Genomic DNA, 24,023 nt, shown 5'->3' on the forward strand with positions numbered 1-24,023 from the left:
ATCGGAACGACTGTTCCGATTTTTTTATTCCCTGAACCCAAAGGAGCAAAAGGTACAGAAAGGCTTAAATAGCAGATTTTAAATGAGAATTTTCAAAGCTAGATCAGGATCTTTCAGCAAGCTGATAAAATAAAAGAAAAGAAGAGGAATAATTAAGAAAATATAGGTAAAAGGCTTGCAATTTTATCTAAAATTCGATAGAATAGTAAGGAAAGTTAGACTGTATTGCCTACTGTCTATCTATAAAATATATTTTATTGGAGGCTTTTACTCAAATGGCAAAAGAAAAATACGATCGTAGTAAACCGCACGTTAACATCGGTACAATCGGACACGTTGACCACGGTAAAACTACCCTAACTGCAGCAATCACAACTGTTTTGGCACGTCGCTTGCCTTCATCAGTTAACCAACCTAAAGACTATGCGTCTATCGATGCTGCTCCAGAAGAACGCGAACGCGGTATCACCATCAACACTGCACACGTTGAGTACGAAACTGCTAAACGTCACTACGCTCACATCGACGCTCCAGGACACGCGGACTACGTTAAAAACATGATCACTGGTGCCGCTCAAATGGACGGAGCTATCCTTGTAGTAGCTTCAACTGACGGGCCAATGCCACAAACACGTGAACACATCCTTCTTTCACGTCAGGTTGGTGTTAAACACTTGATCGTCTTCATGAACAAAGTTGACTTGGTTGACGATGAAGAATTGCTTGAATTGGTTGAAATGGAAATCCGTGACCTTCTTTCAGAATACGATTTCCCAGGTGATGACCTTCCAGTTATCCAAGGTTCAGCTCTTAAAGCTCTTGAAGGTGACTCTAAATATGAAGACATCATCATGGAATTGATGGATACTGTTGATGAGTACATCCCAGAACCAGAACGCGATACTGACAAACCATTGCTTCTTCCAGTCGAAGACGTATTCTCAATCACTGGACGTGGTACAGTTGCTTCAGGACGTATCGACCGTGGTGTTGTTCGTGTCAACGACGAAATCGAAATCGTTGGTATCAAAGACGAAATCCAAAAAGCAGTTGTTACTGGTGTTGAAATGTTCCGTAAACAACTTGACGAAGGTCTTGCAGGGGATAACGTTGGTGTGCTTCTTCGTGGTATCCAACGTGATGAAATCGAACGTGGACAAGTTATCGCTAAACCAGGTTCAATCAACCCACACACTAAATTCAAAGGTGAAGTTTACATCCTTACTAAAGAAGAAGGTGGACGTCATACTCCATTCTTCAACAACTACCGTCCACAGTTCTACTTCCGTACAACTGACGTAACTGGATCTATCGAACTTCCAGCTGGAACTGAAATGGTAATGCCTGGTGATAACGTGACTATCGACGTTGAGTTGATCCACCCAATCGCCGTTGAACAAGGTACTACATTCTCAATCCGTGAAGGTGGACGTACTGTTGGTTCAGGTATGGTTACTGAAATCGAAGCTTAATTCGATCTAGTTCCCAGATTAACAATTATATAGACAGACAGAAAACCCCGTGAAGACGGGGTTTTTATTTTGGTAAAAAGTAAAATGAGCTTGTGCAACCTTTCATTATGACGAAAATTATGGTAAAATAGATAGTATAAAATTAGAAAAAAGAGGTATGTGAAATGTCACGTAAACCATTTATCGCTGGTAACTGGAAAATGAACAAAAATCCAGAAGAAGCAAAAGCATTCGTTGAAGCTGTAGCATCAAAACTTCCTTCAGCTGACCTTGTTGAAGCTGGTATTGCAGCTCCTGCAGTTGACTTGACAACTGTTCTTGCTGCTGCTAAAGGTTCAAACCTTAAAGTTGCTGCCCAAAACACTTACTTTGAAAATGCTGGTGCCTTCACTGGTGAAACTAGCCCACAAGTTTTGAAAGAAATCGGTACTGACTACGTTGTTATCGGTCACTCAGAACGTCGTGACTACTTCCATGAAACTGATGAAGATATCAACAAAAAAGCAAAAGCAATCTTTGCGAACGGTATGCTTCCAATCATCTGTTGTGGTGAAAGCCTTGAAACTTACGAAGCTGGTAAAGCAGCAGAATTCGTAGGAGCTCAAGTTTCAGCTGCTCTTGCAGGATTGAATGCAGAACAAGTCGCTTCAACAGTTATCGCATACGAACCAATCTGGGCGATCGGTACTGGTAAATCAGCTTCACAAGACGACGCACAAAAAATGTGTAAAGTTGTTCGTGACGTTGTAGCTGCTGACTTTGGTCAAGAAGTGGCTGACAAAGTACGTGTTCAATACGGTGGTTCAGTGAAACCTGAAAACGTTGCTGAATACATGGCTTGTCCAGACGTTGACGGAGCTCTTGTGGGTGGTGCATCACTTGATCCAGAAAGCTTCTTGGCATTGCTTGACTTCGTTAAATAATGACATCTAAAAGGCGAGAGGTTTCTCGCCTTTTTTATAGTAGAAAAAGGCTGGGCAAAAACTGTCCAGCCTTTGATGTTTGATAGGAGTAAGTGTAAGACGCAGTGGTTGATTGGCATCTTTGTTCGCCTTTTAAGCTCCAAAGATGACCTAATCAACTGTGCGGGGGTGGGAAGACGAACTCTTTTTAACTTGTCGGAGTTCTTTCCCACTCCCTTTGAGTTAGGAACGTCCTAATAGTTTCTTAATGAGAGAAATCAGTTTGTATTTCAGAGGACTTGGGTAATAACGGAAGGTCCCCATCTTACGGACGATGTAACCATTGAAGTTTTGTTTGAAACGAAGAACACCGTCTGACCCGTCAAAGATTCCTTGAATACCTAGGAAGTTATATCTTGGGATGCCACGTTTGATGGTTTCAAGCATCATATATTCCTGGAGAACAGCAGGAGCATAGAACTTATTAAATTCTGTATAAGAGCCACTGAATAAATAGGTGGATTCTTGTGGCATATAGACGAAGAGGCTACCTGCAAGAATGACGTCTTGATCTCCATATTTTTCAATATATTCTTTTGCTTCCTGTTTTCTCACCTCAAAGGTATCAAACTGGCTAGAGAATTCACGAAGTTGATTTTGTTTTTTCTCTGAATTGGGGTTGACTTCAAGATCCTTCTGTAATTTCTCAATCTTCTGTGCTAGTTTTCCTTGGTCTTTTTCAAGATTCGTGTAGTAATGGTGGAAGTTCAGTGTTGCGATCATGAAATCTGCATTGTCGCCAAAACTGTCATAGAAAGTTTGGTAATAATCCAAGGTCTTATCCTGATAGTCGCGACGGTCACTGGTAGAGGAAGTAATATCCTTAAAGAGTTGCAGTTCATCTCGGTTTAATCGTTTCAGTTCAATACCGAAAGATTTGGCTTTCTTGACAAGTGGCTTTCCTTTTTTACTGAAGCTCTTGAGAAGATTTTTTTCGGTGATACCCTCCATATCTTTCACATAATGCCAATCACCTTCTCCACCTGGATAACCTGTTGTTAAACCATCATGCTGATAGCCCAATTTTTTTAGGGTATCCATAAAATGGGTTTGCTCTTCACTGGTTGGATTGCCGTCACTGTCAAAGGTTTGATAGGTATCATAGGGCTTGATAACGAGTTCAATAGCCCCATTTTCTTTCGCATAGTCTTTTAAGGCTGCATAGAAGGGTTCTAGCATAGATTCCTCTTGGTAAAGGGGGCCAGAATTGATTTCCATATGGAGACCACCTGTCATAGGAAGACTGTACAAGATTGCTGCCACTTGGACTTGATCTTCTTGCTTCCAAGCGATAAATTGGACGGTATTTCCTCGCTTTTTAAGCAGATCTGCCATTTCAGCAGACTGGATAAAAGAGCGATGGGAGACAGTATTTGCAAATGAGGTAAATTCTTCTTTTGAAATTGTCGTAAGAGTCATGTAACTTTATTTACTCCTTAATTTTTTCCGGATCTTGTAGACTTTGTTTACAAGTGGATAGAGTGGACTGGTTGGGAGGTTGAATTCCCCAACAAATTCTTCAATGACAGGATTAAATTTAGATTTAAAATGATAGAGACCACCATCGAGTGAATTTTCAATGCCCCCCATATTTTGCCAAGAAGCACCACGGTCGAAAGCGTGTTGGGCAGTTTCATACCAGGTGAGGATAGCAGGTTGGTAACGGCGGAATTCTTCATCCATCCCTGCATAAACATTTTCAGACGTCCCACCGAATTCAAGGGTTAAGGTCCCAGATAAAGGAACGATCTGTCTACCTGCTTGGAGATGCTGTTCAAGAAATTGCAGTTCTTCCTCTATCCGCTCTTTTTCTTTTTGGTTATTCTCAACCTTGCCAGGCTTTGTTTTTTCTGTGAATTTTTCAGCCTCTGCCTTGTTTTTTTCAAGATCTTTTGTAAGGGAGGTTTTCCGTTTCTCGAGATCTAGCGTAGACAAGGTAATGTAGGATTGTCCTTGGTAGGTTGTGAGCAGTTTTTCGTAGTAGTCTTTTCCACGTAAATGAATGCTTTTACGAGCCTCAGTCTTTTTCATGAGAGAAGCAAAGTCCTCTAACAATTCGGTTCCGCCAAATTGGACTTGGATTCCTTTGTTTCGAGCAGTTCGGATGGCTTGTCGAGTAGATTTTGAAAGATCTTGCTCGGTGAAAAACTCTTTGTGGATATTTGCTTGAAAGCGTGGTTGGATATTTTCTGCCATATCACTGGTTCGGCCAGTCCATTCAACCCCTTCTTTAGTTAAGGTGTCGATCATCGCTTGCACAGTAGGAGCTTCCGTCTTTTCTTGTCCAATCAAGTGTTTACTCAAGAAAAGACTTGGATCAAATTTCACAAACAAGGCCTTGTATTGTTTGGCTATCTTTTTAAGGGACTGGATCACAAATGAAACCAGCTCTTTGTTTTGGTAATCCATGATTGGACCTCGAGGAATGTAGAGCATGGAAAAGCCAAGTGGCAGGGGTTGAATCAAGATGCTAGCAACAGCGACTAATTGGTCTTCTTGATAAAAACCAACCCGTTCATTTCCCCAATTATCTTTGATTTTTGCCCATGAGCTGCTTTGTAAGAGATTAGTTTGGTCACTCTGAATAACAAAGTCATCATGCTCACTAGCAGAAATTCCTAGCTGGTAATGGTACATTTCTTATAATACCCACTTTCTAATGGCGTATGCAACGCCAGATTCATCATTTGATTTGGTAATAGTTGTAGCAATTTTTTTAAGAGCTGGATTGCCATTCTCCATAACGACGGCATGTCCCACGACTTCTAGCATGGAACGGTCATTTTCCTCATCTCCGATGGCCATGGTTTCTTCTTGCTGAATTCCAAGTCGTTCAGCTAGATGAAGAACAGCTGATCCCTTATTGGTTGTTTTCCCTAGAATTTCTAAATAAAAAGGGGCTGATTTGACCATAGTGAAGCGATCCTTGAATTCTTTAGGGATTTTTGCAATCGCAGCATCTAGAATATCTGGTTCATCGATATACATGGCCTTGACAAATTCTTTCTCACGAACTTCTTCAGGCGTCCGGTAATAAAGGGGCATATTGACCAGTTGAGATTCATGAATGGTGTAGCGTCCGATATCGCGATTGCTGGTATAGATGCCGTCTTTAGTAATAGCATGAGAGTGGATTTGGAGTTTGTTAGCAAGAGACTCGATATCGAGATAGTCCTCATAATGTAAAAGGTCTTTGATGAGTTCTTTTCCAGTAGCAGTTTCTTGCACCAGACCGCCATTAAAGGTAATGACATAGTCTCCAGGATCCATCAAATGGAGTTCTTTTAAAAGTTTTGAGACCCCTGCGATAGGACGACCGGTTGTGATCACGATTTTAACGCCTGCGGCTTTAGCATCTTGAATGGCTTCAAATACGGAAGGTGTGATCTCTTTTTTTGAATTGAGGAGTGTACCATCGATATCGATCGCAACTAATTTAATGGACATCCGTCTCTCCTGTAAAATAATCATTGGTAATGTAAGAAGTGAATTCTTCTACTTGCTTACTGAAAAGTCCATTAACCTCCAGCATTTCTTTTGGAAAATAGAAGCGGTTGTCCCCATAGCGAGTTCCTGCTAAAGCAGCGACGAGTGGAGACAACTGAGATAATTCAGCGAGACTCCCATCTTTTCGGATCATCTCGATCTGGGTCCGCGGTTTTTCAAGCTCTGGTCGATAAATATCGTAGGGCAGATCGAAATTTTGATGAATAGCGGTGTAGTAGGTTGGATTAAACCCAACCTCTTTAATCAGTTTTTCAAGGATTGCTAAGTCTTTTCGTTTATCTTCTGTAAATAGAATCGATTTAAAGACTTTCCGATTAATATATCGCTGAGCAAGATCAGACAAGATGGTATCCGGACTATCCATCCAGACTTGGAAATAGGTATTCATCACACCGTCATCTAGATTTAGGTAGTCTTGAATGGTGACCTCTTCTTCAAAAAATGGAATCAAGCGAGGTGAAGTCAGTTGAAAATACTCTTTCTGATCTGGATAAATGGTTCTAGCTCGTTTGAGAAGATTTTGAAGGAGGACTTCCATGGCACGAGTAGCCGGGTGGAAGTAGACCTGCATATACATTTGGTAACGGCTGACCACGTAATCCTCGACAGCGTGCATGCCATTTTGTTGGAAGGCAATGCCATTTTCAATCGGTCGAATGACGCGCAAAATACGGGTCAAGTCAAATTTTCCATAGGAAGCACCCGTAAAATAGGCATCCCGCAGTAAATAATCCATTCGGTCCACATCAATCTGACTAGAAATTAATTGCACCACTTGTTTATTGGGATAGGTATGATCAATGACGCTGGCTACACGATTTGGGAAATCAGGAGCCACTTGCAAGAGGATCTGATTGACCTCCGTCTCTGGGCTGGTGATGATCAGCTGGGTCATTTTTTCATGATCGGTTCCAAAGAGTCCTTCGAAGGTATGAGAATAAGCACCATGTCCAATGTCATGAAGAAGAGCGGCTGTCATGGTCAGTAAGTTTTCATCAGAATTCCATTGCTCTGCATACTTCTCCTCAAAAATGGATAGAATGCGTCTTGAAATTTCATAGGCGCCAAGACAGTGAGAAAAACGACTATGCTCCCCACCGTGGAAGGTAAAACCAGATGTCCCCAGTTGTTTGATGCGGCGTAGTCGTTGAAATTCTTTACTATTAATTAATTGATAAATGATGGGATGATCCACATGAACGTAATCATGCACGGGATCGCGAAAGACTTTTTCATTCATGGGTCTATTATAGCAAAAAAAAGCCTATTTTGCGATATAGAGGCTAATAGGGGCAGTCAAAATGCGTAAAATTTGATAGAATAGTAAGGCAAGAAAAGAAGAGAAGGAGACAAAGATGCAGATTCGCATTCAAAATACCATTCGATTTGGAGAAGAAATGGAAATCGTTGATCAGTACTATCAAGGTGAATGGAAGGAAAAAGCAGGTTTTCAGTATCTCTTGTATACCAATGAAGAAGATGAAAAGGTTGCTTTGAAATTTTCCAATGACGAATTGGTCATGACACGTTTCTCAAGTCCTAAATCCATCATGCGTTTCTACAAAAATGAAGATGGTGGGGCAATCATCCCAACTCCGATGGGCATTCAGCAGTTTTTGATTACAACAGATTTCTTTCAATTAGAAGCAGGTCATTTGCAAGTCTCTTATCGCTTGTTAACTCTCGATGGAGAACAGGAATTTGCTAATTATCAATTACTAGTGGAATGGGAAGAATAGACCTCATTAAATTATTAGAGATCCCGCTTGCTTTATTCTATAAAAATGGTATAATAAAACCACTCAAGGGAGTAGCTGGCGGTTTTCCGCGATAGTGTCGTCATTACGAATTATTTCCGGCACTATATTAAACAGCGAGACTTGTTTTTTTAAAAAACAGGTCTCTTTTTTTGTAAAAAGAGGCCAAAAAGGAGGAGACTGTTTTGTCAAAAGAACAAAATAAAGATTTGTTTTACACGCAATCTTCTGAGGAAGTCCTAAAGAACTTGGACTCATCTGTCGAAGGTTTGTCAACCGCCCAGGCTCAAGAACGCTTAGCGAATTATGGTCGTAATGAGTTGGAAGAGGGTGAAAAACGTAGCCTACTAGCTAAATTCCTTGATCAATTTAAGGATTTGATGATTATCATCTTGCTTGTGGCAGCGGCACTTTCTGTGATTACAGAAGGAATGGACGGTCTAACGGATGCCATGATCATCTTGGCCGTTGTTGTCTTGAATGCTGCCTTTGGGGTTTACCAAGAAGGGCAAGCAGAAGCAGCCATTGAAGCTCTGAAAAATATGTCTAGCCCCATGGCTCGTGTTCGTCGTGATGGCCATGTTATTGAGATTGACTCAAAAGAATTGGTACCCGGAGATATCGTCTTGCTTGAAGCGGGAGATGTCGTGCCTGCAGATATGCGTTTGTTTGAAGCAGCTTCTCTTAAAATTGAAGAAGCAGCTCTTACAGGGGAGTCTGTGCCAGTTGAAAAAGATGTGACAGGACTTGTTGAAGCAGATGCTGGTATTGGGGACCGCGTTAATATGGGTTACCAAAACTCAAATGTAACTTATGGTCGTGGTATTGGTGTCGTAACAAACACTGGTATGTATACAGAAGTTGGTAAGATTGCAGATATGTTGGCTAATGCCGATGAGACTGAAACACCATTGAAGCAAAGCTTGGAACAATTATCTAAAGCCTTGACTTACTTAATTGTTGTGATTGCGGTCATTACTTTCTTAGTTGGTGTCTTCGTTCGTGGGGAACATCCATTGGAAGGCTTGATGGTAGCTGTTGCCCTTGCGGTTGCGGCGATTCCAGAAGGACTTCCTGCCATTGTAACCATCGTTCTTTCTTTGGGAACAACAACCCTTGCCAAACGCAATTCGATTGTTCGTAAATTGCCAGCCGTTGAAACACTTGGTTCAACAGAAATCATCGCATCTGATAAAACAGGTACTTTGACCATGAACCAAATGACGGTTGAAAAAGTCTATACCAACGGTCAATTACAAAGTGCAGCAACTGAGATAGCTGCTAGCAACAATACCCTTCGTATCATGAACTTTGCCAATGATACCAAAGTGGACCCATCTGGCAAGTTGATTGGGGACCCAACAGAAACTGCCTTGGTGCAGTTTGGCTTAGATCACAACTTTGATGTTCGTGAAGTCTTGAAGGATGAGCCACGTGTAGCTGAATTGCCATTTGACTCAGACCGTAAGCTTATGTCTACCATCCATAAAGAAGAAAACGGTTCTTACTTTATCGCTGTGAAGGGTGCGCCTGACCAATTGCTCAAACGTGTGACGCGTATTGAAGTCAATGGGGAAGTTCGTCCTATCACGGATGAAGATAAGAAAGCTATCCTTGCTACCAACAAAGACTTGGCTAAACAAGCCCTTCGTGTCTTGATGATGGCTTATAAGACAAGCAAGGAAATTCCAACTTTGGAGTCTGAAATTGTTGAGTCTGACCTGATCTTCTCTGGTTTGGTCGGTATGATTGACCCTGAGCGTCCAGAAGCTGCAGAAGCTGTCCGTGTCGCTAAGGAAGCGGGTATCCGTCCGATCATGATCACTGGTGACCACCAAGATACAGCAGAAGCTATTGCCAAACGTCTGGGAATCATCGATCCAAATGATACCGAAGACCATGTCTTCACAGGGGCTGAGTTGAATGAACTCTCTGACGAAGAATTCCAAAAAGTCTTCAAGCAATATTCTGTCTATGCGCGTGTATCACCTGAACACAAGGTTCGGATCGTGAAAGCTTGGCAAAATGAAGGCAAAGTTGTTGCCATGACAGGGGATGGGGTCAACGATGCACCATCACTTAAGACAGCTGATATCGGTATCGGTATGGGGATTACAGGTACAGAAGTTTCTAAGGGAGCTTCAGACATGGTCCTTGCAGATGATAACTTTGCAACCATTATCGTAGCGGTAGAAGAAGGACGGAAGGTCTTCTCAAATATCCAAAAATCTATCCAATACCTCTTGTCTGCCAATATGGCTGAGGTCTTCACCATCTTCTTTGCAACCCTCTTTGGTTGGGATGTATTGCAACCAGTGCATCTTCTCTGGATCAACTTGGTAACCGATACGCTTCCAGCCATCGCTCTTGGTGTGGAACCAGCTGAGCCAGGTGTCATGAGCCACAAACCTCGTGGACGTAAATCTAACTTCTTTGACGGTGGGGTCTTCGGAGCTATTCTTTATCAAGGTATCTTCCAAACCATGCTGGTTCTTGGTGTTTATGGCTGGGCTTTGCTCTCTCCAGAACATGCGACTCGTGCCGAAATCCATGCAGACGCTTTGACCATGGCATTTGCAACTCTTGGTTTGATCCAATTGCTCCATGCCTTTAACGTTAAATCGGTTTACCAATCGATCTTTAAAGTGGGACTCTTCAAGAACAAGAGCTTTAACTGGTCGATTCCAGTTGCCTTTGTTCTCTTGATGGCGACCATCATTGTCCCTGGATTTAACAAACTCTTCCATGTCTCTCATTTGAGTTTGACACAATGGTTAGCAGTTATGATTGGTTCGCTCTTGATTGTTGTTCTCGTTGAGATTGTTAAAGCCGTTCAACGTGCACTTGGAAAAGATAAAAACGCCATTTAAACATAAAAAAAGTCATCTTTGGATGGCTTTTTTTGCGGGCAAAATAGACTGGGCATATTTCTTGAGGTACGTGTGGATTTTTGATAAACTAGTCAACAGTTTGAAGAAAGGAAACTTAGTTATGAAAAAGTTTTTTGCTGAAGTAATCGGCACATTTATGCTTGTCTTTATCGGGACTGGCGCAGTTGTTTTTGGAAATGGGACAGAAGGTCTGGGACATTTAGGAATTGCCTTGGCATTCGGTTTATCCATTGTTGCAGCAGCTTACTCAATTGGGACTGTTTCTGGTGCCCACTTGAACCCGGCTGTTTCGATTGCCATGTTTGTGAACAAACGCTTGTCTTCAAAGGACTTGGTTAATTATATTGCAGCGCAAGTAGTGGGTGCGGTTCTCGCGTCTGCAACAGTTCTCTTCCTCTTGTCAAATTCAGGTATGTCAACAGCTAGTCTTGGTGAAAATGCCTTGGCTAAAGGAGTGACTCCATTTGGCGGTTTCTTGTTTGAAGTGATTGCGTCCTTTATCTTTATCTTAGTCATCATGACAGTGACATCAGCTAGCAAAGGTAATGGGAAGATCGCTGGTCTTGTGATCGGTTTGAGCTTGACTTTGATTATTCTTGTTGGTTTGAACATTACAGGACTTTCTGTTAACCCAGCTCGTAGCTTGGCGCCTGCCCTCTTTGTTGGTGGTGCGGCTCTTCAACAAATTTGGATCTTTATCTTGGCTCCAATTGTCGGTGGTGTTCTGGCTGCAATCGTTGCAAAAAATCTCTTGGATACAGAAGAGTAAAAAATTGGTTCCGAAGGAACCAATTTTTTTATAGTTTAAGGATCGTCATGGCTTGAGAAAATTCATGAGCGAGCTGTTTTTTCTTGTATGCTTTAAATTCGGGGAGGTCTTTGATTCTGCGATAGCGTTTGTAGGGATCGTATCGTTTTGGAAAATCATATTCAGGAAAAGCTTCGAAAAATTGCTTGCAGAGCTCCCATTCTCGGACATAGCCTAAAGGTCTGGCATGATAGGTGATGGTGTCAATCGTTGTTGCTGGCATTCGGTGATGGCTATGACCAAAAATCACTTCTCTGACAGGATATTGTCTAAACAGTTCATGAAAGGCTTGGCTCCCTAGAAAAGCATTAAAGCGTTCAAAATAAGGGTGGCGCAGGAGAAACTGACTATGAGGAACAAAGTGCATAGCGATGATCAAGGGTTGATCCACTTGCATGAGTTCTGTTTCGAGCTCTTGCAACAGACGTTGGGTAATGGCTGGATCAGATCCCCTTCGTTGGAGACGTCTGTCAAACCAAAACAGATTCTTGGTTTGGAGATGTTTTTGGGGAGAGATAGTAGGAACAAAGCTGTAGTCATACCAGCCCGAAAAGGCAAGGAGTGTATGCTTTGAAAAAGGAATCTTTTGAAATTCAAAAGGTCTCATGGCTTCTTCTGATAGGCCCAGCATATCATGATTTCCCAAGCTAAAGGTCACTGGAAGATGACAATGAAGTTGGTCTAAAAATTTCTGTGAGGTCTTTTCAAAGCCGTTGGCAATATCTCCTGCAATATGGAGATGTTGAATTTTTTTGTCCTTGAAAAGAGTGATCAGGGTCTCTAATTCTTCTTTACCGAAGTTGTTCGAATCAATATGTAAATCGGACATAAAAGCTACTATTGTCATGCTACCAGTCTAGCATAAGAGGATCTTTTTTTCTAACAATTAGGTTACAAATGAATGGAAAAATGTTGAAAATTAGCTGGCTTGGCAGTAGTCAACCAGCAGATCCAATATTGGAAGGTGGGCAAATAGTGAAGGTTATGATATAATAGACTAGATACATAGAAAGAGGTACTTATGGACATTTCAGAAATTCGTCAAAAAATTGACGCAAATCGTGAAAAATTAGCTTCTTTCAGGGGGTCTCTTTGACTTAGAGGCATTGGAAGAAGAAATTGCCATTTTAGAAAATAAAATGACAGAACCTGATTTTTGGGATGATAATATTGCTGCGCAAAAGACATCTCAAGAATTAAATGAACTCAAGCAGACCTATGAAAATTTCCATCAAATGGTGGATCTCTTTGATGAGTCAGAAATCTTACTGGACTTTTTGGCAGAAGACGATTCGGTCAAGGAAGAATTGATCGAGAAGTTGGAGGAGCTGGATAAACGTATGACCAGCTATGAGATGACCTTGCTATTGTCTGAACCCTATGACAATAATAATGCCATCCTAGAAATCCACCCAGGTTCAGGAGGAACAGAAGCTCAGGACTGGGGCGACATGCTTCTTCGGATGTATACTCGTTTTGGAAATGCCCACGGCTTTAAAGTTGAAGTCTTGGACTATCAGGCTGGAGATGAGGCTGGAATCAAGTCTGTGACCCTATCCTTTGAAGGGCCACATGCATACGGTCTTCTGAAATCTGAAATGGGCGTTCACCGTTTGGTTCGGATCTCTCCATTTGACTCCGCTAAACGTCGTCATACCTCCTTTACATCTGTTGAGGTCATGCCCGAATTAGACGATACCATCGAAGTCGAAGTTCGTGATGATGATATCAAGATGGACACCTTCCGCTCTGGTGGAGCTGGTGGACAAAACGTCAACAAGGTCTCTACAGGGGTGCGCTTGACCCACATTCCGACAGGGATTGTAGTGGCGTCCACCGTGGATCGGACCCAATACGGGAACCGTGATCGTGCGATGAAGATGTTGCAAGCTAAACTCTACCAATTAGAGCAAGAGAAAAAAGCAGCAGAAGTGGATTCTCTAAAAGGGGATAAAAAAGAAATCACCTGGGGAAGTCAAATCCGCTCCTATGTTTTTACCCCTTATACCATGGTTAAGGACCACCGGACCAACTACGAAGTAGCGCAGGTGGACAAGGTGATGGATGGAGATATCGATGGCTTTATCGATGCCTACCTTAAATGGCGTCTCCAATAACCTCGAGGGAATCAACCAGAAAAGAATGAGAGGAATTTCATTACATGTCAATGATTGAAATGAAAGATGTTGTCAAAAAGTATGACAACGGGACGACGGCCCTTCGCGGGGTCTCTGTCCAAATTGAACCAGGAGAATTTGCCTACATCGTAGGACCTTCTGGTGCAGGGAAGTCGACCTTTATTCGACTTTTATACCGTGAAGTCAAACACGATAAAGGAAGTTTGAAAGTAGCTGATTTTGATTTGGATAAAATCAAAAAACGCGATATTCCTATGTTGCGACGCAATGTGGGAGTGGTCTTCCAAGATTATAAATTGCTTCCAAAGAAAACCGTTTATGAAAATATTGCCTACGCAATGCAAGTTATCGGTGAGCGCCGTCGCAATATTAAAAAGCGTGTTATGGAAGTTTTGGATCTTGTCGGATTGAAACACAAGGTCCGCTCATTCCCGAATGAATTGTCCGGTGGGGAGCAACAACGGATTGCGATTGCTCGTGCGATCGTCAACAATCCGAAAGTCTTGATTGCGGATGAGCCAACGGGGAACTTGGACCCAGATAATTCATGGGAAATCATGAATCTTTTGGAGCGGATTAATCTGCAAGGGACCACAGTATTGATGGCGACCCACAATAGCCAGATTGTAAATACTTTACGTCACCGTGTCATCGCGATTGAAAATGGTCGTGTAGTGCGTGATGAAGCGGAAGGAGAGTACGGATACGATGATTAGAAGATTTTTCCGACACTTAATCGAATCGCTTAAAAGCTTGAAACGAAATGGTTGGATGACGATTGCAGCGGTCAGCTCGGTTATGATTACCCTTAGCTTGGTTGCTATTTTCGCCTCAGTTATTGCCAATACCATCAAGCTTTCAGATGATATTCAAAACAGTGTGCGGGTTGTAGTATACATGCGCAAGGATATTCAAGATCAGAGCGAGCAGATTGAAAAAGACGGTCAAACCGTGACCAATGAAAACTACCATAAGGTCTACGATGCTCTGACAGCCATGAAGCATGTTGACAAGGTTGATTTTTCTAGCAAGGAAGAGCAGTATGATAAACTGATCAAAACGGCTGGGAACAACTGGAAGATTTTTGATGGAGATGCCAATCCTCTCTATGATGCTTATTATGTAGAGACAACAGCTCCTAAATATGTAAAGCAAGTTTCGGCTGATGCCAAAAAAATTGAAGGGGTCTCTGAAGTTAAAGATGGTGGGGTCGATACCCAACGCTTGTTCGCTCTTGGAACCTTCATCCGAAACTGGGGCTTGATTGGTGTAGCTTTATTGATCTTCATCGCAGTCTTCTTGATTTCAAATACCATTCGGATTACCATCATTTCACGTAGTCGTGAGATTAAGATTATGCGACTGGTAGGAGCAAAAAATGGCTATATTCGTGCACCATTCCTTTTAGAAGGTGCTTGGATCGGTCTTTTGGGAGCCTTGGTTCCTTCAGCTTTAGTCTTCTACGTTTATAATGTTGTCTATACATCTATGAACAATAATTTGGCAGATCAAAACTTGTATCTCTATAGTCCTCATCTCTTGGTACCGATCATGGTCGGTGGCCTCTTTGGATTAGGAATTTTGATTGGAGCGATTGGTTCTTCAATCTCCATGAGACGTTTTCTTAAGATATAATAAAAAAGCAAGTTCGCACTTGCTTTTTTTGTTTACTTTGATGAGGACAGGAAGGATGATAAGGACTCTTTAGGATTATCTAAAGAAGGGATTGAACATCTTCTCGTGACCAATAGAAGTTTCAGGGCCATGACCGGGATAGACAGTGTAGGAAGATGGAAGGGTAAAGAGCTCTTCTCTGATACTGCTAAGTAACTGTGTCGCGTTCCCTGTCGGAAGATCGGTCCGTCCGATAGTTTCGCGAAAAAGGGCATCACCGGATAGAACCAGGTGATCCTCAGGAAAGACGATAGAGACTCCTCCTGCAGAGTGGCCTGGTGTCTCCAGAACATAAAAGTGGAAATCAGCTATTTGGTAATCAGAGCGAATGTCATAAAGGAAGTCGGCCTCCTTGCATACAACATCTTCTAAATCCGCATGACGATCCAAACCAGATAAATTATCGACAGGAGAAGACAACCAACTGGCTTCTGCTGGATGGACATAAACAGGTGGGAAATGATAGGTCTGACGAACCTTTTCAAGACTCATAATGTGATCATAATGCGTATGGGTTAAAAGAATTGCTACGATTGGTTTTCCGATGCGATCTATTTGTTTTTGAATAGTCGCCCAGTCGCTCCCTGGATCGACAAGAATGAGGGAGTGATCATTTTCAAGGTAGTAGGTGTTTTCATAAGCTATAGGATTAACAGTACGATAGATTTTCATAAGGACTCCTTTCTAGAATAGTGTATCAAATTGTAAGGAAAATAACAGGATTGAAGTCAGCCTGAAAGGAGAAAAAAATCTGCAGAGCTTGCTCAAACGTGATATAATTTTAAGTATTATGACAAGACAGAAACGGAAATATGCCATTGTGGATCTGGAAGCGACCAGTGCTGGAAGCAATGCTAAGATCATTCAGGTTGGGATTGTCATCATCGAAGATGGGAGGATTATGCAATCCTATGAGACGGATGTGAATCCCCATGAACGATTGGATGAGCATATCAAACAATTGACTGGCCTGACAGATGCTCGCTTGAAAAAAGCACCAGAGTTTGCACAAGTGGCAAAAGAAATTTTTGAATTAATAGAAGATGCCGTCTTTGTGGCCCATAATGTCAAATTTGATGCGAATTTATTAGCAGAAGCCCTCTTTTGGGAAGGATTTGAGCTAACGACTCCTCGGATTGATACGGTTGAATTGTCTCAAATTTTCTATCCGACTTTAGAACGCTACAATTTAGGAGCGCTTGCAGCTGAACTGGAAATTGAGTTGCACCATGCTCACTCCGCTTTAGCGGATGCTATGGCAACAGCCCAGCTGCTGTTGAAATTGAGAGAGAAAATTGCGAGCTTACCAAGAGGATTGATCGAAAAACTTCTTTCGATGGCAGATTGTTTGATTTATGAATCGCGACTCTTAATAGAAGATGCGCTTAAAGACAGTAGCCTTTTTTTACCAGCTCATTTAGTAGAAGTTCATGGTCTCTATCTGCGCAAGCCACAGCAGTTCTTAGAAAGTCACTATTTGTCTGAACAGTTTGAACTCAATATGCAGTTGTTGGGAATGGAAGCTTATCCGGAGCAGAGAGAATTTGTTGCCTATATCGAGGACAGTTTGCACCAGCCGCTTCCAAGTTTTATCGAGGCGCCAACGGGAATTGGGAAGACCTACGCTTATCTGTTAACGCTTTTGGCGAAAACCTCCAAGCGCATTCTTGTGAGTGTTCCAACTAAAATTCTTCAGGATCAAATTATGAAGAAAGAAGGAAAGACCATCCAGGATCTTTTCCAAATTCCCTTTCATAGCCTTAAAAGTCCCAAGGATTATATCCAACTCGATAAATTTTATGAGACCTTACAGATTGAGTCAGATAATGGGATGATTCGACGCTTTAAAATGCAACTGTTGGTTTGGCTGACCATGACTGAATCAGGAGAGTTCAGTGAAATTGGCCAACTCTATCGTCATCTTCATTTTGTAGCTGACATTTGCCACGATGGTCAATTGTCGAAACGTTCACTGTTTTATCAGGAAGATTTTTGGCGTCTTGGTCAGGAAAAAGTGAAAACTAGCCGTGTGATTTTGACCAATCATGCTTATCTGCTAACCCGTCTAGAAGATGATAAGAGTCTACTTCAAGAGTCTGTTCTGGTCGTGGATGAAGCGCAAAAACTCTTCTTTGCTTTAGAGCAATTTTCACAGAGAGAAGAAACCTTGCAATCTCTTCTTTTAAACTTGCAACACGCTATTGAAGAGGAAAAAGATCTTCTACAACGACGTTTGCTGGAGAGTATTCAATTTGAGTTAAATGCCTGCTCCAAAGAAGTCGTGCAAGGAAAAACGGCAGTCTTATCAGATCAAACGGTGGCAAAAATTCGGCAGGATGTATCGGAATTGAAAACCGAATCTCTAGAGAATCTAAAGGAATTGTTTGATGAGCGCTACCAAACCTTTTGGATAGACAAAGAAGTGGTTGAAAGCCACCAGATTCTTCGTCTCCATGGAGGAGTGGAGGACTTACTATCCTTTAAGGAATTTGTACCTGAAGAAGTGACCGTGCTCTTTGTATCAGCGACGATTGCTATCAGTAAAAAAGTGCATTTACCTGCTCTTTTAGGATATCAAAAGCAGCAAATCTATCGGGTACCGATAACAGTCAAACAACACCAGGAATTGCTGGTGCCGATTGATTTTCCAGATGTTGTTTCTTTATCTTCAGTGGAATACGCAGGGGAGATTTGTCAGCTCGTCGGTGAACTCCTTCCTTTACGAAAGCCAATTTTTCTTTTGTTTACTTCAAAAGAATTGTTACTGGAGACGTCAAACGCATTGAAGTTTCCTCACTTGGCCCAGTATCGAAATGGGGATGCAGCCAATATTAAGCGACGATTTGACCGAGGAGAAAGCTCCATTTTATTGGGAACAGGAAGCTTCTGGGAGGGAGTCGATTTCTCCCAACAAAAAGAAGTGATTCAAATCATCACGCGCCTTCCTTTTGACAATCCTAAAGATTATATGGTTCAAAAGCTGAATACAAAACTCAGAGAACAGGGGAAAAATCCCTTTTACGACTATAGTCTTCCAGTCGCGATTTTAAGGCTCAAACAGGCTATTGGGAGAACCAGCCGTTTTCAAGATCAGGAATCTTTGGTGCTTTTATTAGATCAGCGGGTGGTAACCAAGCGATATGGAAAACAAATTTTGGATGGTTTGCAACAAGTGTTGCCCCTTCACACGACAGTGAGAGAGCGGCTTGTTGAGCAAGCAGCTGACTTTTTTGAAAGGAATTGAGAAAATGAAAAATAAAGGATTTGGACTTGCAATTGCATTTGTACTGGCACTTTGTGCTATGTTGTTGGGAACTTTCTTTCCCATTATTGGCTCCAGTGTTTTTGCCTTAATTTTAGGAATTGTCCTTAATGAATTTGTGGATTTGCCGGAGAATTCACGACCAGGCTTGAACTGGTCCGGTAAGAAATTGTTGCAGTATTCGATTATCTTCATGGGATTTAGCTTGCCCATTGCGACAGTTGCCTCTACAGGTTTGTCTTCTTTAAAGATTAGTCTGCCAACGATAACCGTTGCCTTTCTTGCAGCTATTATTTTTGGGAGAGTCTTCCACCTGAAATCTCATCTACGGACCTTAATTGGGTTTGGTACAGCTATTTGTGGTGGATCTGCTATTGCAGCAGCAGCGCCGATCATTGAAGCAGACGAAGAGGAAATTGCCCTATCTATGTCAACTATTTTCTTCTTCAACATTTTGGCTGTCTTTATCTTTCCAGTATTAGGGCATTTATGGCATATGTCTAATTTCCAATTTGGCCTCTGGTCAGGAACAGCCATTAACGATACGTCATCTGTTGTAGCAGCAGCATTTTCTTACAGTAAAGCAGCGGGGCAAATGGCTACAATTGTTAAGTTAACACGCGCCCTGATGATTGTACCAGTTTGTTTGGGCTTGATCGGTTTAAAATGGTATCGGAGTAAACAACAAGGAAGAAACAAAGGAATGTTAAAGAAAATTATTCCTTGGTTTATTATCTGGTTTATTGTGGCTTCCATTCTTTCTTCTATTGGCCTGGTACCTAAAGTGGTCCTACCTTACCTAAATGACCTTTCTCACCTCTTTATGGCCATGGCCTTGGTTGGAATCGGAAGCAAGGTTTCTTGGAAACAGTTCCGTGCAGCAGGAGCAGCCCCTCTTTTAGTAGGGTTGATTGCTTGGTTTTGTGTAGCAGGATCTAGCTTGGTTCTACAAATGTTGTTCTATTAATTGATTTGATGATTCTCACAGAAAGGAACGTGAATGAAGAAACATCATTTTTGGACGATTCACCTGGATTATTCCATCATTGGGATTGTCTTCACCCTTCTTATGATTGGGATCTTATCTGTTTATGTAGCAGTTTCTCACGACTATCCCCAAATGGTGTGGTCTTTTTTAGGGCAGCAATTGGCCTGGATTGGTGTGGGATGCGTCATTTGCCTGATTGTGACGATTTTTAGCACGAAATTTCTTTGGAAAATCACTCCCTTTCTTTACCTGCTTGGCCTAGCCTTGATGGTTCTTCCCCTTGTGTTTTATAATCCCAACTTGGTAGCTTCAACAGGAGCTAAAAACTGGGTGGCTTATGGGAACATCACCTTATTTCAGCCCTCAGAATTTATGAAGATCCCCTTCATCCTGATGCTGTCACGCTCTATTGTCCGATTTTTGCAAAGAAATAAGGGGCGTGAGCGATTATTACGACAAGATTGGTTTTTGATTCTAGAGTTGACCATCTATACGATTCCGGTCTTTGCCTTATTGGCTCTCCAACAGGACTTGGGAACGGCCTTAGTATTCTTGGCCATTTTTGCGGGCTTAGTGCTCGTTTCAGGAGTTTCCTGGAAAATTATCTTGCCGGTCATCTTGCTTCTGGCAGGTGGGTTAGCAGGCTTTCTCTTCCTCTTTCTTTCAGAAGGGGGGCGAGCTTTTCTGCACCAGCAAGTAGGGATGCCAACCTATCAGATGAACCGTATTTTAGCCTGGTTAAATCCTTTTGACTATGCACAAACCACCACCTACCAGCAGGCGCAAGGACAGCTAGCTATTGCTAGTGGTGGTCTCTTTGGGCAAGGCTTTAATGTCTCCAATTTATTGGTTCCCGTACGGGAAAGCGATATGATTTTTACGGTCGTCGCAGAAGACTTTGGCTTTGTTGGAGCTCTGGTGCTGTTGATTTTATATGTGACCCTGATTTACCGCATTTTAAAAATTACCCTCCAGTCCAATAACCAATTTTATACCTATATTTCCATCGGATTTATCATGATGCTGGTCTTTCATATTTTTGAAAATGTCGGAGCAGTAACGGGTCTTCTCCCTTTGACGGGGATTCCCCTCCCCTTTATCTCACAAGGTGGATCGTCTATTATTAGTAATCTGATTGGTATTGGTCTGGTCCTCTCAATATATAATCATAGTAGCAAAAAGAAAGAGCCAGAAGAAGGGCCTCCAATCCGTAAAAAAGTAGTCCTTAAAAAGGCGCAATAGATAGAAAGAAGGAATGAAAATGAAAAAAGTAGCAACGATTTTAGCAAACGGTTTTGAAGAAATTGAAGCCTTGACCATTGTCGATGTTTTGAGACGCGCTGGGATCGACTGTGACCTTATTGGCATGGAAGAAACGGTCACAGGTTCTCACCAGATCACAGTGGAAGTCGATCGCCTCTGGAATGGGGACCTGTCAGATTATGATGGAATCTTTTTACCAGGTGGGATGCCAGGAGCTGCAAATTTGCGTGATAATCCGGAATTGATTGCAGCTCTTCAAGAAGAAAGTAGGAAGGGAAAAATCATTTCTGCGATTTGTGCAGCACCAATTGTCTTGGCGCGTGCCGGCCTCTTAAAAGATAAACACTATACGTGTTACGATGGTTTTGAAGAAGAGATTCAAGATGGACACTATCAGAAAGAAACAGTAGTGAAAGACGGGAATCTCTTGACCAGTCGTGGTCCTTCAACGGCACTTGCCTTAGCCTACGCCTTGGTAGAGCAATTTGGAGGAGATGCCCAAAGCCTTCGTCAAGGAATGCTCTATCAAGATGTCTTTGGAGATGCTTAACAAAGCTCTTTTGGACACCATATTTTCTGGTGAAAGATCACATTCTATGTCGGAAAATGACTTCTCTTTGATTTAAAATGAAATGACCGTAAAAAATGGCTAAAATCCCCCCTAAATGAGGGTTTTTAGCTTATTTTTTTGTCCATTTGTGGTATAATATTGACTATGAATTATCATGATTTTATATGGGATCTTGGTGGGACGCTATTGGATAATTACGAAACGTCCACAAATGCCTTTGTAGCGACATTGAAGGACTTTCACATCCAAGCTGATCATGATTCTGTTTATGCAGCATTAAAAATCTCAACACAGGATGCAATTCAAACCTTTGCCCCTCATATTTCCAATTTTCGTACGGAATACAAGAAAAAAGAAGCCTTGGGCTTGCAAGAGCCGGTCTTATTTGAGGGAGCAAAAAAGTTACTAGAAGAGATCCAAGCACATGGAGGACGCCATTTTTTGGTATCTCATCGGGATCGCCAAGTTTTGACCCTTATTGAACAGACAGGTATTGCACCCTACTTTACGGAGATTGTAACAGCAGACGAGGGCTTTCCTCGAAAACCAGACCCAGCCTCTATGCTTTATTTGAAAGAAAAATATGGCATTCAAGACGGTCTGGTCATCGGAGATCGTCCGATCGATATAGAAGCTGGGAAGGCTGCAGGGCTTTCGACCTATTTATTTGATTCCATGCCACGCTTACACCAGTTTATATTTGAATAGAAAAGGGAAATTATGACAGAGGATAAACAGCAAGAAAATCAAGCACAAGAATATGATGCCAGTCAGATTCAGGTCTTGGAAGGACTAGAAGCCGTTCGGATGCGTCCGGGAATGTATATTGGTTCTACCTCAAAAGAAGGTCTTCATCACCTGGTCTGGGAAATCGTAGATAACTCGATTGACGAAGCCTTAGCTGGTTTTGCTAGCCATATTGAAGTTTTCATTGAAGCAGATAATTCTATCACGGTTGTCGATGATGGTCGTGGGATCCCAGTGGATATCCAAGAAAAGACAGGTCGACCTGCCGTTGAAACTGTCTTTACCGTGCTTCACGCCGGAGGAAAATTCGGCGGAGGTGGCTACAAGGTTTCTGGTGGTCTTCACGGGGTAGGATCTTCCGTAGTAAATGCCCTCTCCACATCCCTCGATGTTCGTGTCTATAAAAATGGCAGTATCCATTACCAAGAATATCGACGCGGACATGTTGTAGATGATTTAAAGATCATTGGAGAAACAGACCGCACAGGAACAACCGTCCACTTTATTCCAGACCCAGAAATCTTCACGGAAACCACCGAGTATGATTTTGAAAAATTAAATAAACGAATTCAAGAACTAGCCTTTTTGAATCGTGGCTTGCGTATTTCTTTGACGGATAAGCGAGAAGGCCTAGAGCAAGAAAAGCATTACCACTACGAAGGTGGGATCTCAAGTTACGTCGAATACATCAATGAAAACAAAGATGTCATCTTTGAAAAACCAATCTACACAGATGGTGAAATGGATGATATTACAGTTGAAGTAGCTATGCAATATACCACAGGCTACCATGAGACGGTCATGAGTTTTGCGAATAACATTCATACCCATGAAGGTGGAACGCATGAACAGGGCTTCCGTACAGCTCTCACTCGTGTGATCAATGATTACGCTAAGAAGAATAAACTCTTAAAAGAAAACGAAGACAATCTAACTGGGGAAGATGTTCGAGAAGGCTTAACAGCAGTGATCTCGGTTAAACATCCAAATCCACAGTTTGAAGGACAAACCAAGACCAAACTTGGAAATTCAGAAGTTGTTAAGATTACCAATCGACTCTTTAGTGATGCCTTTTCTGATTTCCTTTTGGAAAATCCGCAAATTGCTAAGAAAATCGTCGAAAAAGGGATTTTAGCAGCGAAAGCTCGCGTAGCTGCTAAGCGAGCGCGTGAGGTGACCCGTAAGAAATCAGGGCTTGAGATTTCCAACCTACCTGGTAAATTGGCAGATTGTTCTTCAAATAATCCACAAGAAACAGAACTCTTTATCGTCGAAGGGGATTCAGCCGGAGGATCTGCAAAATCTGGTCGAAATCGGGAATTCCAAGCGATTTTACCAATCCGTGGTAAGATCTTGAACGTTGAAAAAGCAAGTATGGACAAAATTCTAGCCAATGAAGAGATCCGTAGTTTATTTACTGCTATGGGAACTGGATTTGGTGCCGAATTTGATGTTACAAAAGCGCGTTATCAAAAATTAGTCATCATGACCGATGCCGATGTCGATGGCGCTCATATCCGAACCCTTCTATTGACTTTGATCTATCGCTATATGAAACCAGTCTTGGAAGCGGGATATGTTTACATTGCGCAACCACCAATCTATGGGGTCAAAGTCGGTAGTGAAATCAAAGAATATATCCAACCTGGTGCCAACCAAGAAGCCGAATTAGCTGCAGCTTTGGAACGTTATTCAGAAGGTCGCTCAAAACCAACCATCCAACGCTATAAAGGTCTTGGAGAAATGGATGATCACCAATTATGGGAAACAACCATGAATCCAGAACACCGCTTGATGGCACGAGTATCAGTAGACGATGCTGCGGAAGCAGATAAGATCTTTGATATGTTGATGGGGGACCGTGTGGAACCACGTCGTGAATTTATCGAAGAAAACGCTGAATATAGTACACTCGATGTATAAAATTCACCGAACGCTTCCCATTAATGGATATTTTATGGTATAATTACTAGGATTACGTTC

20 protein-coding genes are annotated in these 24,023 nt (G+C 42.0%); 14 read left to right on the top strand and 6 right to left on the bottom strand.

The window, feature by feature from the left end:
• Nucleotides 1-275: 275 nt before the first annotated feature.
• Both tuf and tpiA read left to right on the top strand, forming a co-directional pair.
• Complete coding sequence (tuf, locus tag HMPREF2704_RS06395; protein ID WP_003008055.1) at nucleotides 276-1,472, top strand: elongation factor Tu; 1,197 nt, start codon at nucleotides 276-278, stop codon at nucleotides 1,470-1,472.
• A 164-nt stretch (nucleotides 1,473-1,636) separates the two neighbouring features.
• Nucleotides 1,637-2,395, top strand: coding sequence for a triose-phosphate isomerase (tpiA, locus tag HMPREF2704_RS06400; protein ID WP_070466289.1), 759 nt, complete (start codon nucleotides 1,637-1,639; stop codon nucleotides 2,393-2,395).
• A 222-nt stretch (nucleotides 2,396-2,617) separates the two neighbouring features.
• Here tpiA and HMPREF2704_RS11540 read toward each other — a convergent pair whose 3' ends face one another.
• The 4 genes from HMPREF2704_RS11540 to HMPREF2704_RS06420 are packed head-to-tail and all read right to left on the bottom strand — an operon-like array spanning nucleotide 2,618 to nucleotide 7,181.
• Nucleotides 2,618-3,853 (bottom strand): aminoacyltransferase, encoded by a 1,236-nt coding sequence (locus tag HMPREF2704_RS11540; protein ID WP_070466287.1) that lies wholly within the window; start codon nucleotides 3,851-3,853, stop codon nucleotides 2,618-2,620.
• Between the two features lie 6 nt (nucleotides 3,854-3,859).
• The gene (locus HMPREF2704_RS11545; protein WP_031574026.1) at nucleotides 3,860-5,071 is read right to left on the bottom strand and encodes an aminoacyltransferase; all 1,212 of its coding nucleotides are present in this window, start codon (nucleotides 5,069-5,071) and stop codon (nucleotides 3,860-3,862) included.
• A gap of 3 nt (nucleotides 5,072-5,074) precedes the next feature.
• Nucleotides 5,075-5,881 carry a sugar-phosphatase gene (gene yidA / locus HMPREF2704_RS06415; RefSeq protein WP_049507679.1) on the bottom strand — a complete coding sequence of 269 codons (807 nt, stop codon included), beginning with the start codon at nucleotides 5,879-5,881 and terminating at the stop codon, nucleotides 5,075-5,077.
• Nucleotides 5,871-7,181, bottom strand: coding sequence for an HD domain-containing protein (locus HMPREF2704_RS06420; protein WP_013903868.1), 1,311 nt, complete (start codon nucleotides 7,179-7,181; stop codon nucleotides 5,871-5,873). The genes yidA and HMPREF2704_RS06420 overlap by 11 nt, the downstream gene beginning before the upstream one ends.
• A gap of 115 nt (nucleotides 7,182-7,296) precedes the next feature.
• Here HMPREF2704_RS06420 and HMPREF2704_RS06425 point away from each other — a divergent pair, with 115 nt between their 5' ends.
• The 3 genes from HMPREF2704_RS06425 (at nucleotide 7,297) to HMPREF2704_RS06435 (ending at nucleotide 11,358) form a co-directional block, all read left to right on the top strand.
• Complete coding sequence (locus HMPREF2704_RS06425) at nucleotides 7,297-7,680, top strand: YwiB family protein (RefSeq protein WP_049475354.1); 384 nt, start codon at nucleotides 7,297-7,299, stop codon at nucleotides 7,678-7,680.
• 203 nt (nucleotides 7,681-7,883) lie between these two features.
• Entirely contained in the window at nucleotides 7,884-10,568 is a 2,685-nt protein-coding gene (locus HMPREF2704_RS06430) for a cation-translocating P-type ATPase (RefSeq protein WP_070466285.1), read from the top strand.
• A gap of 121 nt (nucleotides 10,569-10,689) precedes the next feature.
• A complete protein-coding gene (locus HMPREF2704_RS06435; RefSeq protein WP_049514648.1) occupies nucleotides 10,690-11,358 on the top strand; it encodes an MIP/aquaporin family protein in 669 nt (222 codons plus the stop codon).
• Nucleotides 11,359-11,386: 28 nt separating this feature from the next.
• Here HMPREF2704_RS06435 and HMPREF2704_RS06440 read toward each other — a convergent pair whose 3' ends face one another.
• Nucleotides 11,387-12,244, bottom strand: coding sequence for a metallophosphoesterase (locus tag HMPREF2704_RS06440; RefSeq protein WP_070846020.1), 858 nt, complete (start codon nucleotides 12,242-12,244; stop codon nucleotides 11,387-11,389).
• A 174-nt stretch (nucleotides 12,245-12,418) separates the two neighbouring features.
• On the opposite strand from HMPREF2704_RS06440, the gene prfB reads away from it, so the two are divergent.
• The 3 genes from prfB to ftsX all read left to right on the top strand — a co-directional run bounded on the left by prfB (nucleotide 12,419) and on the right by ftsX (nucleotide 15,170).
• Nucleotides 12,419-13,514, top strand: a protein-coding gene (gene prfB / locus HMPREF2704_RS06445; protein ID WP_100209015.1) for a peptide chain release factor 2 whose coding sequence is annotated in 2 segments (ribosomal slippage) — nucleotides 12,419-12,490 and nucleotides 12,492-13,514 — 1,095 coding nt in all. Because the reading frame shifts where the segments join, the coding sequence is not laid out codon by codon here.
• A gap of 44 nt (nucleotides 13,515-13,558) precedes the next feature.
• Nucleotides 13,559-14,251 carry a cell division ATP-binding protein FtsE gene (ftsE, locus tag HMPREF2704_RS06450; protein ID WP_003008021.1) on the top strand — a complete coding sequence of 231 codons (693 nt, stop codon included), beginning with the start codon at nucleotides 13,559-13,561 and terminating at the stop codon, nucleotides 14,249-14,251.
• On the top strand, nucleotides 14,244-15,170 hold the full coding sequence (ftsX, locus tag HMPREF2704_RS06455; protein ID WP_042759907.1) for a permease-like cell division protein FtsX: 927 nt from the start codon (nucleotides 14,244-14,246) through the stop codon (nucleotides 15,168-15,170). The genes ftsE and ftsX overlap by 8 nt, the downstream gene beginning before the upstream one ends.
• A gap of 75 nt (nucleotides 15,171-15,245) precedes the next feature.
• On the opposite strand, the gene HMPREF2704_RS06460 is transcribed toward ftsX, so the two are convergent.
• The gene (locus HMPREF2704_RS06460; protein WP_070466280.1) at nucleotides 15,246-15,881 is read right to left on the bottom strand and encodes an MBL fold metallo-hydrolase; all 636 of its coding nucleotides are present in this window, start codon (nucleotides 15,879-15,881) and stop codon (nucleotides 15,246-15,248) included.
• A gap of 118 nt (nucleotides 15,882-15,999) precedes the next feature.
• Here HMPREF2704_RS06460 and HMPREF2704_RS06465 point away from each other — a divergent pair, with 118 nt between their 5' ends.
• From HMPREF2704_RS06465 to gyrB, 6 genes are all read left to right on the top strand, one after another.
• Nucleotides 16,000-18,453, top strand: coding sequence for a bifunctional DnaQ family exonuclease/ATP-dependent helicase (locus HMPREF2704_RS06465; RefSeq protein ID WP_070466712.1), 2,454 nt, complete (start codon nucleotides 16,000-16,002; stop codon nucleotides 18,451-18,453).
• A 4-nt stretch (nucleotides 18,454-18,457) separates the two neighbouring features.
• Nucleotides 18,458-19,438 (top strand): YeiH family protein, encoded by a 981-nt coding sequence (locus HMPREF2704_RS06470; protein WP_070466278.1) that lies wholly within the window; start codon nucleotides 18,458-18,460, stop codon nucleotides 19,436-19,438.
• Between the two features lie 33 nt (nucleotides 19,439-19,471).
• Nucleotides 19,472-20,701, top strand: coding sequence for an FtsW/RodA/SpoVE family cell cycle protein (locus HMPREF2704_RS06475; protein ID WP_070466276.1), 1,230 nt, complete (start codon nucleotides 19,472-19,474; stop codon nucleotides 20,699-20,701).
• 19 nt (nucleotides 20,702-20,720) lie between these two features.
• Complete coding sequence (locus HMPREF2704_RS06480) at nucleotides 20,721-21,272, top strand: DJ-1 family glyoxalase III (RefSeq protein WP_024055774.1); 552 nt, start codon at nucleotides 20,721-20,723, stop codon at nucleotides 21,270-21,272.
• Nucleotides 21,273-21,437: 165 nt separating this feature from the next.
• The gene (locus tag HMPREF2704_RS06485; protein WP_049491087.1) at nucleotides 21,438-22,001 is read left to right on the top strand and encodes an HAD-IA family hydrolase; all 564 of its coding nucleotides are present in this window, start codon (nucleotides 21,438-21,440) and stop codon (nucleotides 21,999-22,001) included.
• A gap of 12 nt (nucleotides 22,002-22,013) precedes the next feature.
• The gene (gyrB, locus tag HMPREF2704_RS06490) at nucleotides 22,014-23,963 is read left to right on the top strand and encodes a DNA topoisomerase (ATP-hydrolyzing) subunit B (RefSeq protein WP_070466275.1); all 1,950 of its coding nucleotides are present in this window, start codon (nucleotides 22,014-22,016) and stop codon (nucleotides 23,961-23,963) included.
• Nucleotides 23,964-24,023: the final 60 nt, after the last annotated feature.

This window comes from Streptococcus sp. HMSC076C09 (assembly GCF_001837905.1).
Taxonomy (GTDB): Bacteria; Bacillota; Bacilli; order Lactobacillales; family Streptococcaceae; genus Streptococcus; species Streptococcus parasanguinis_I.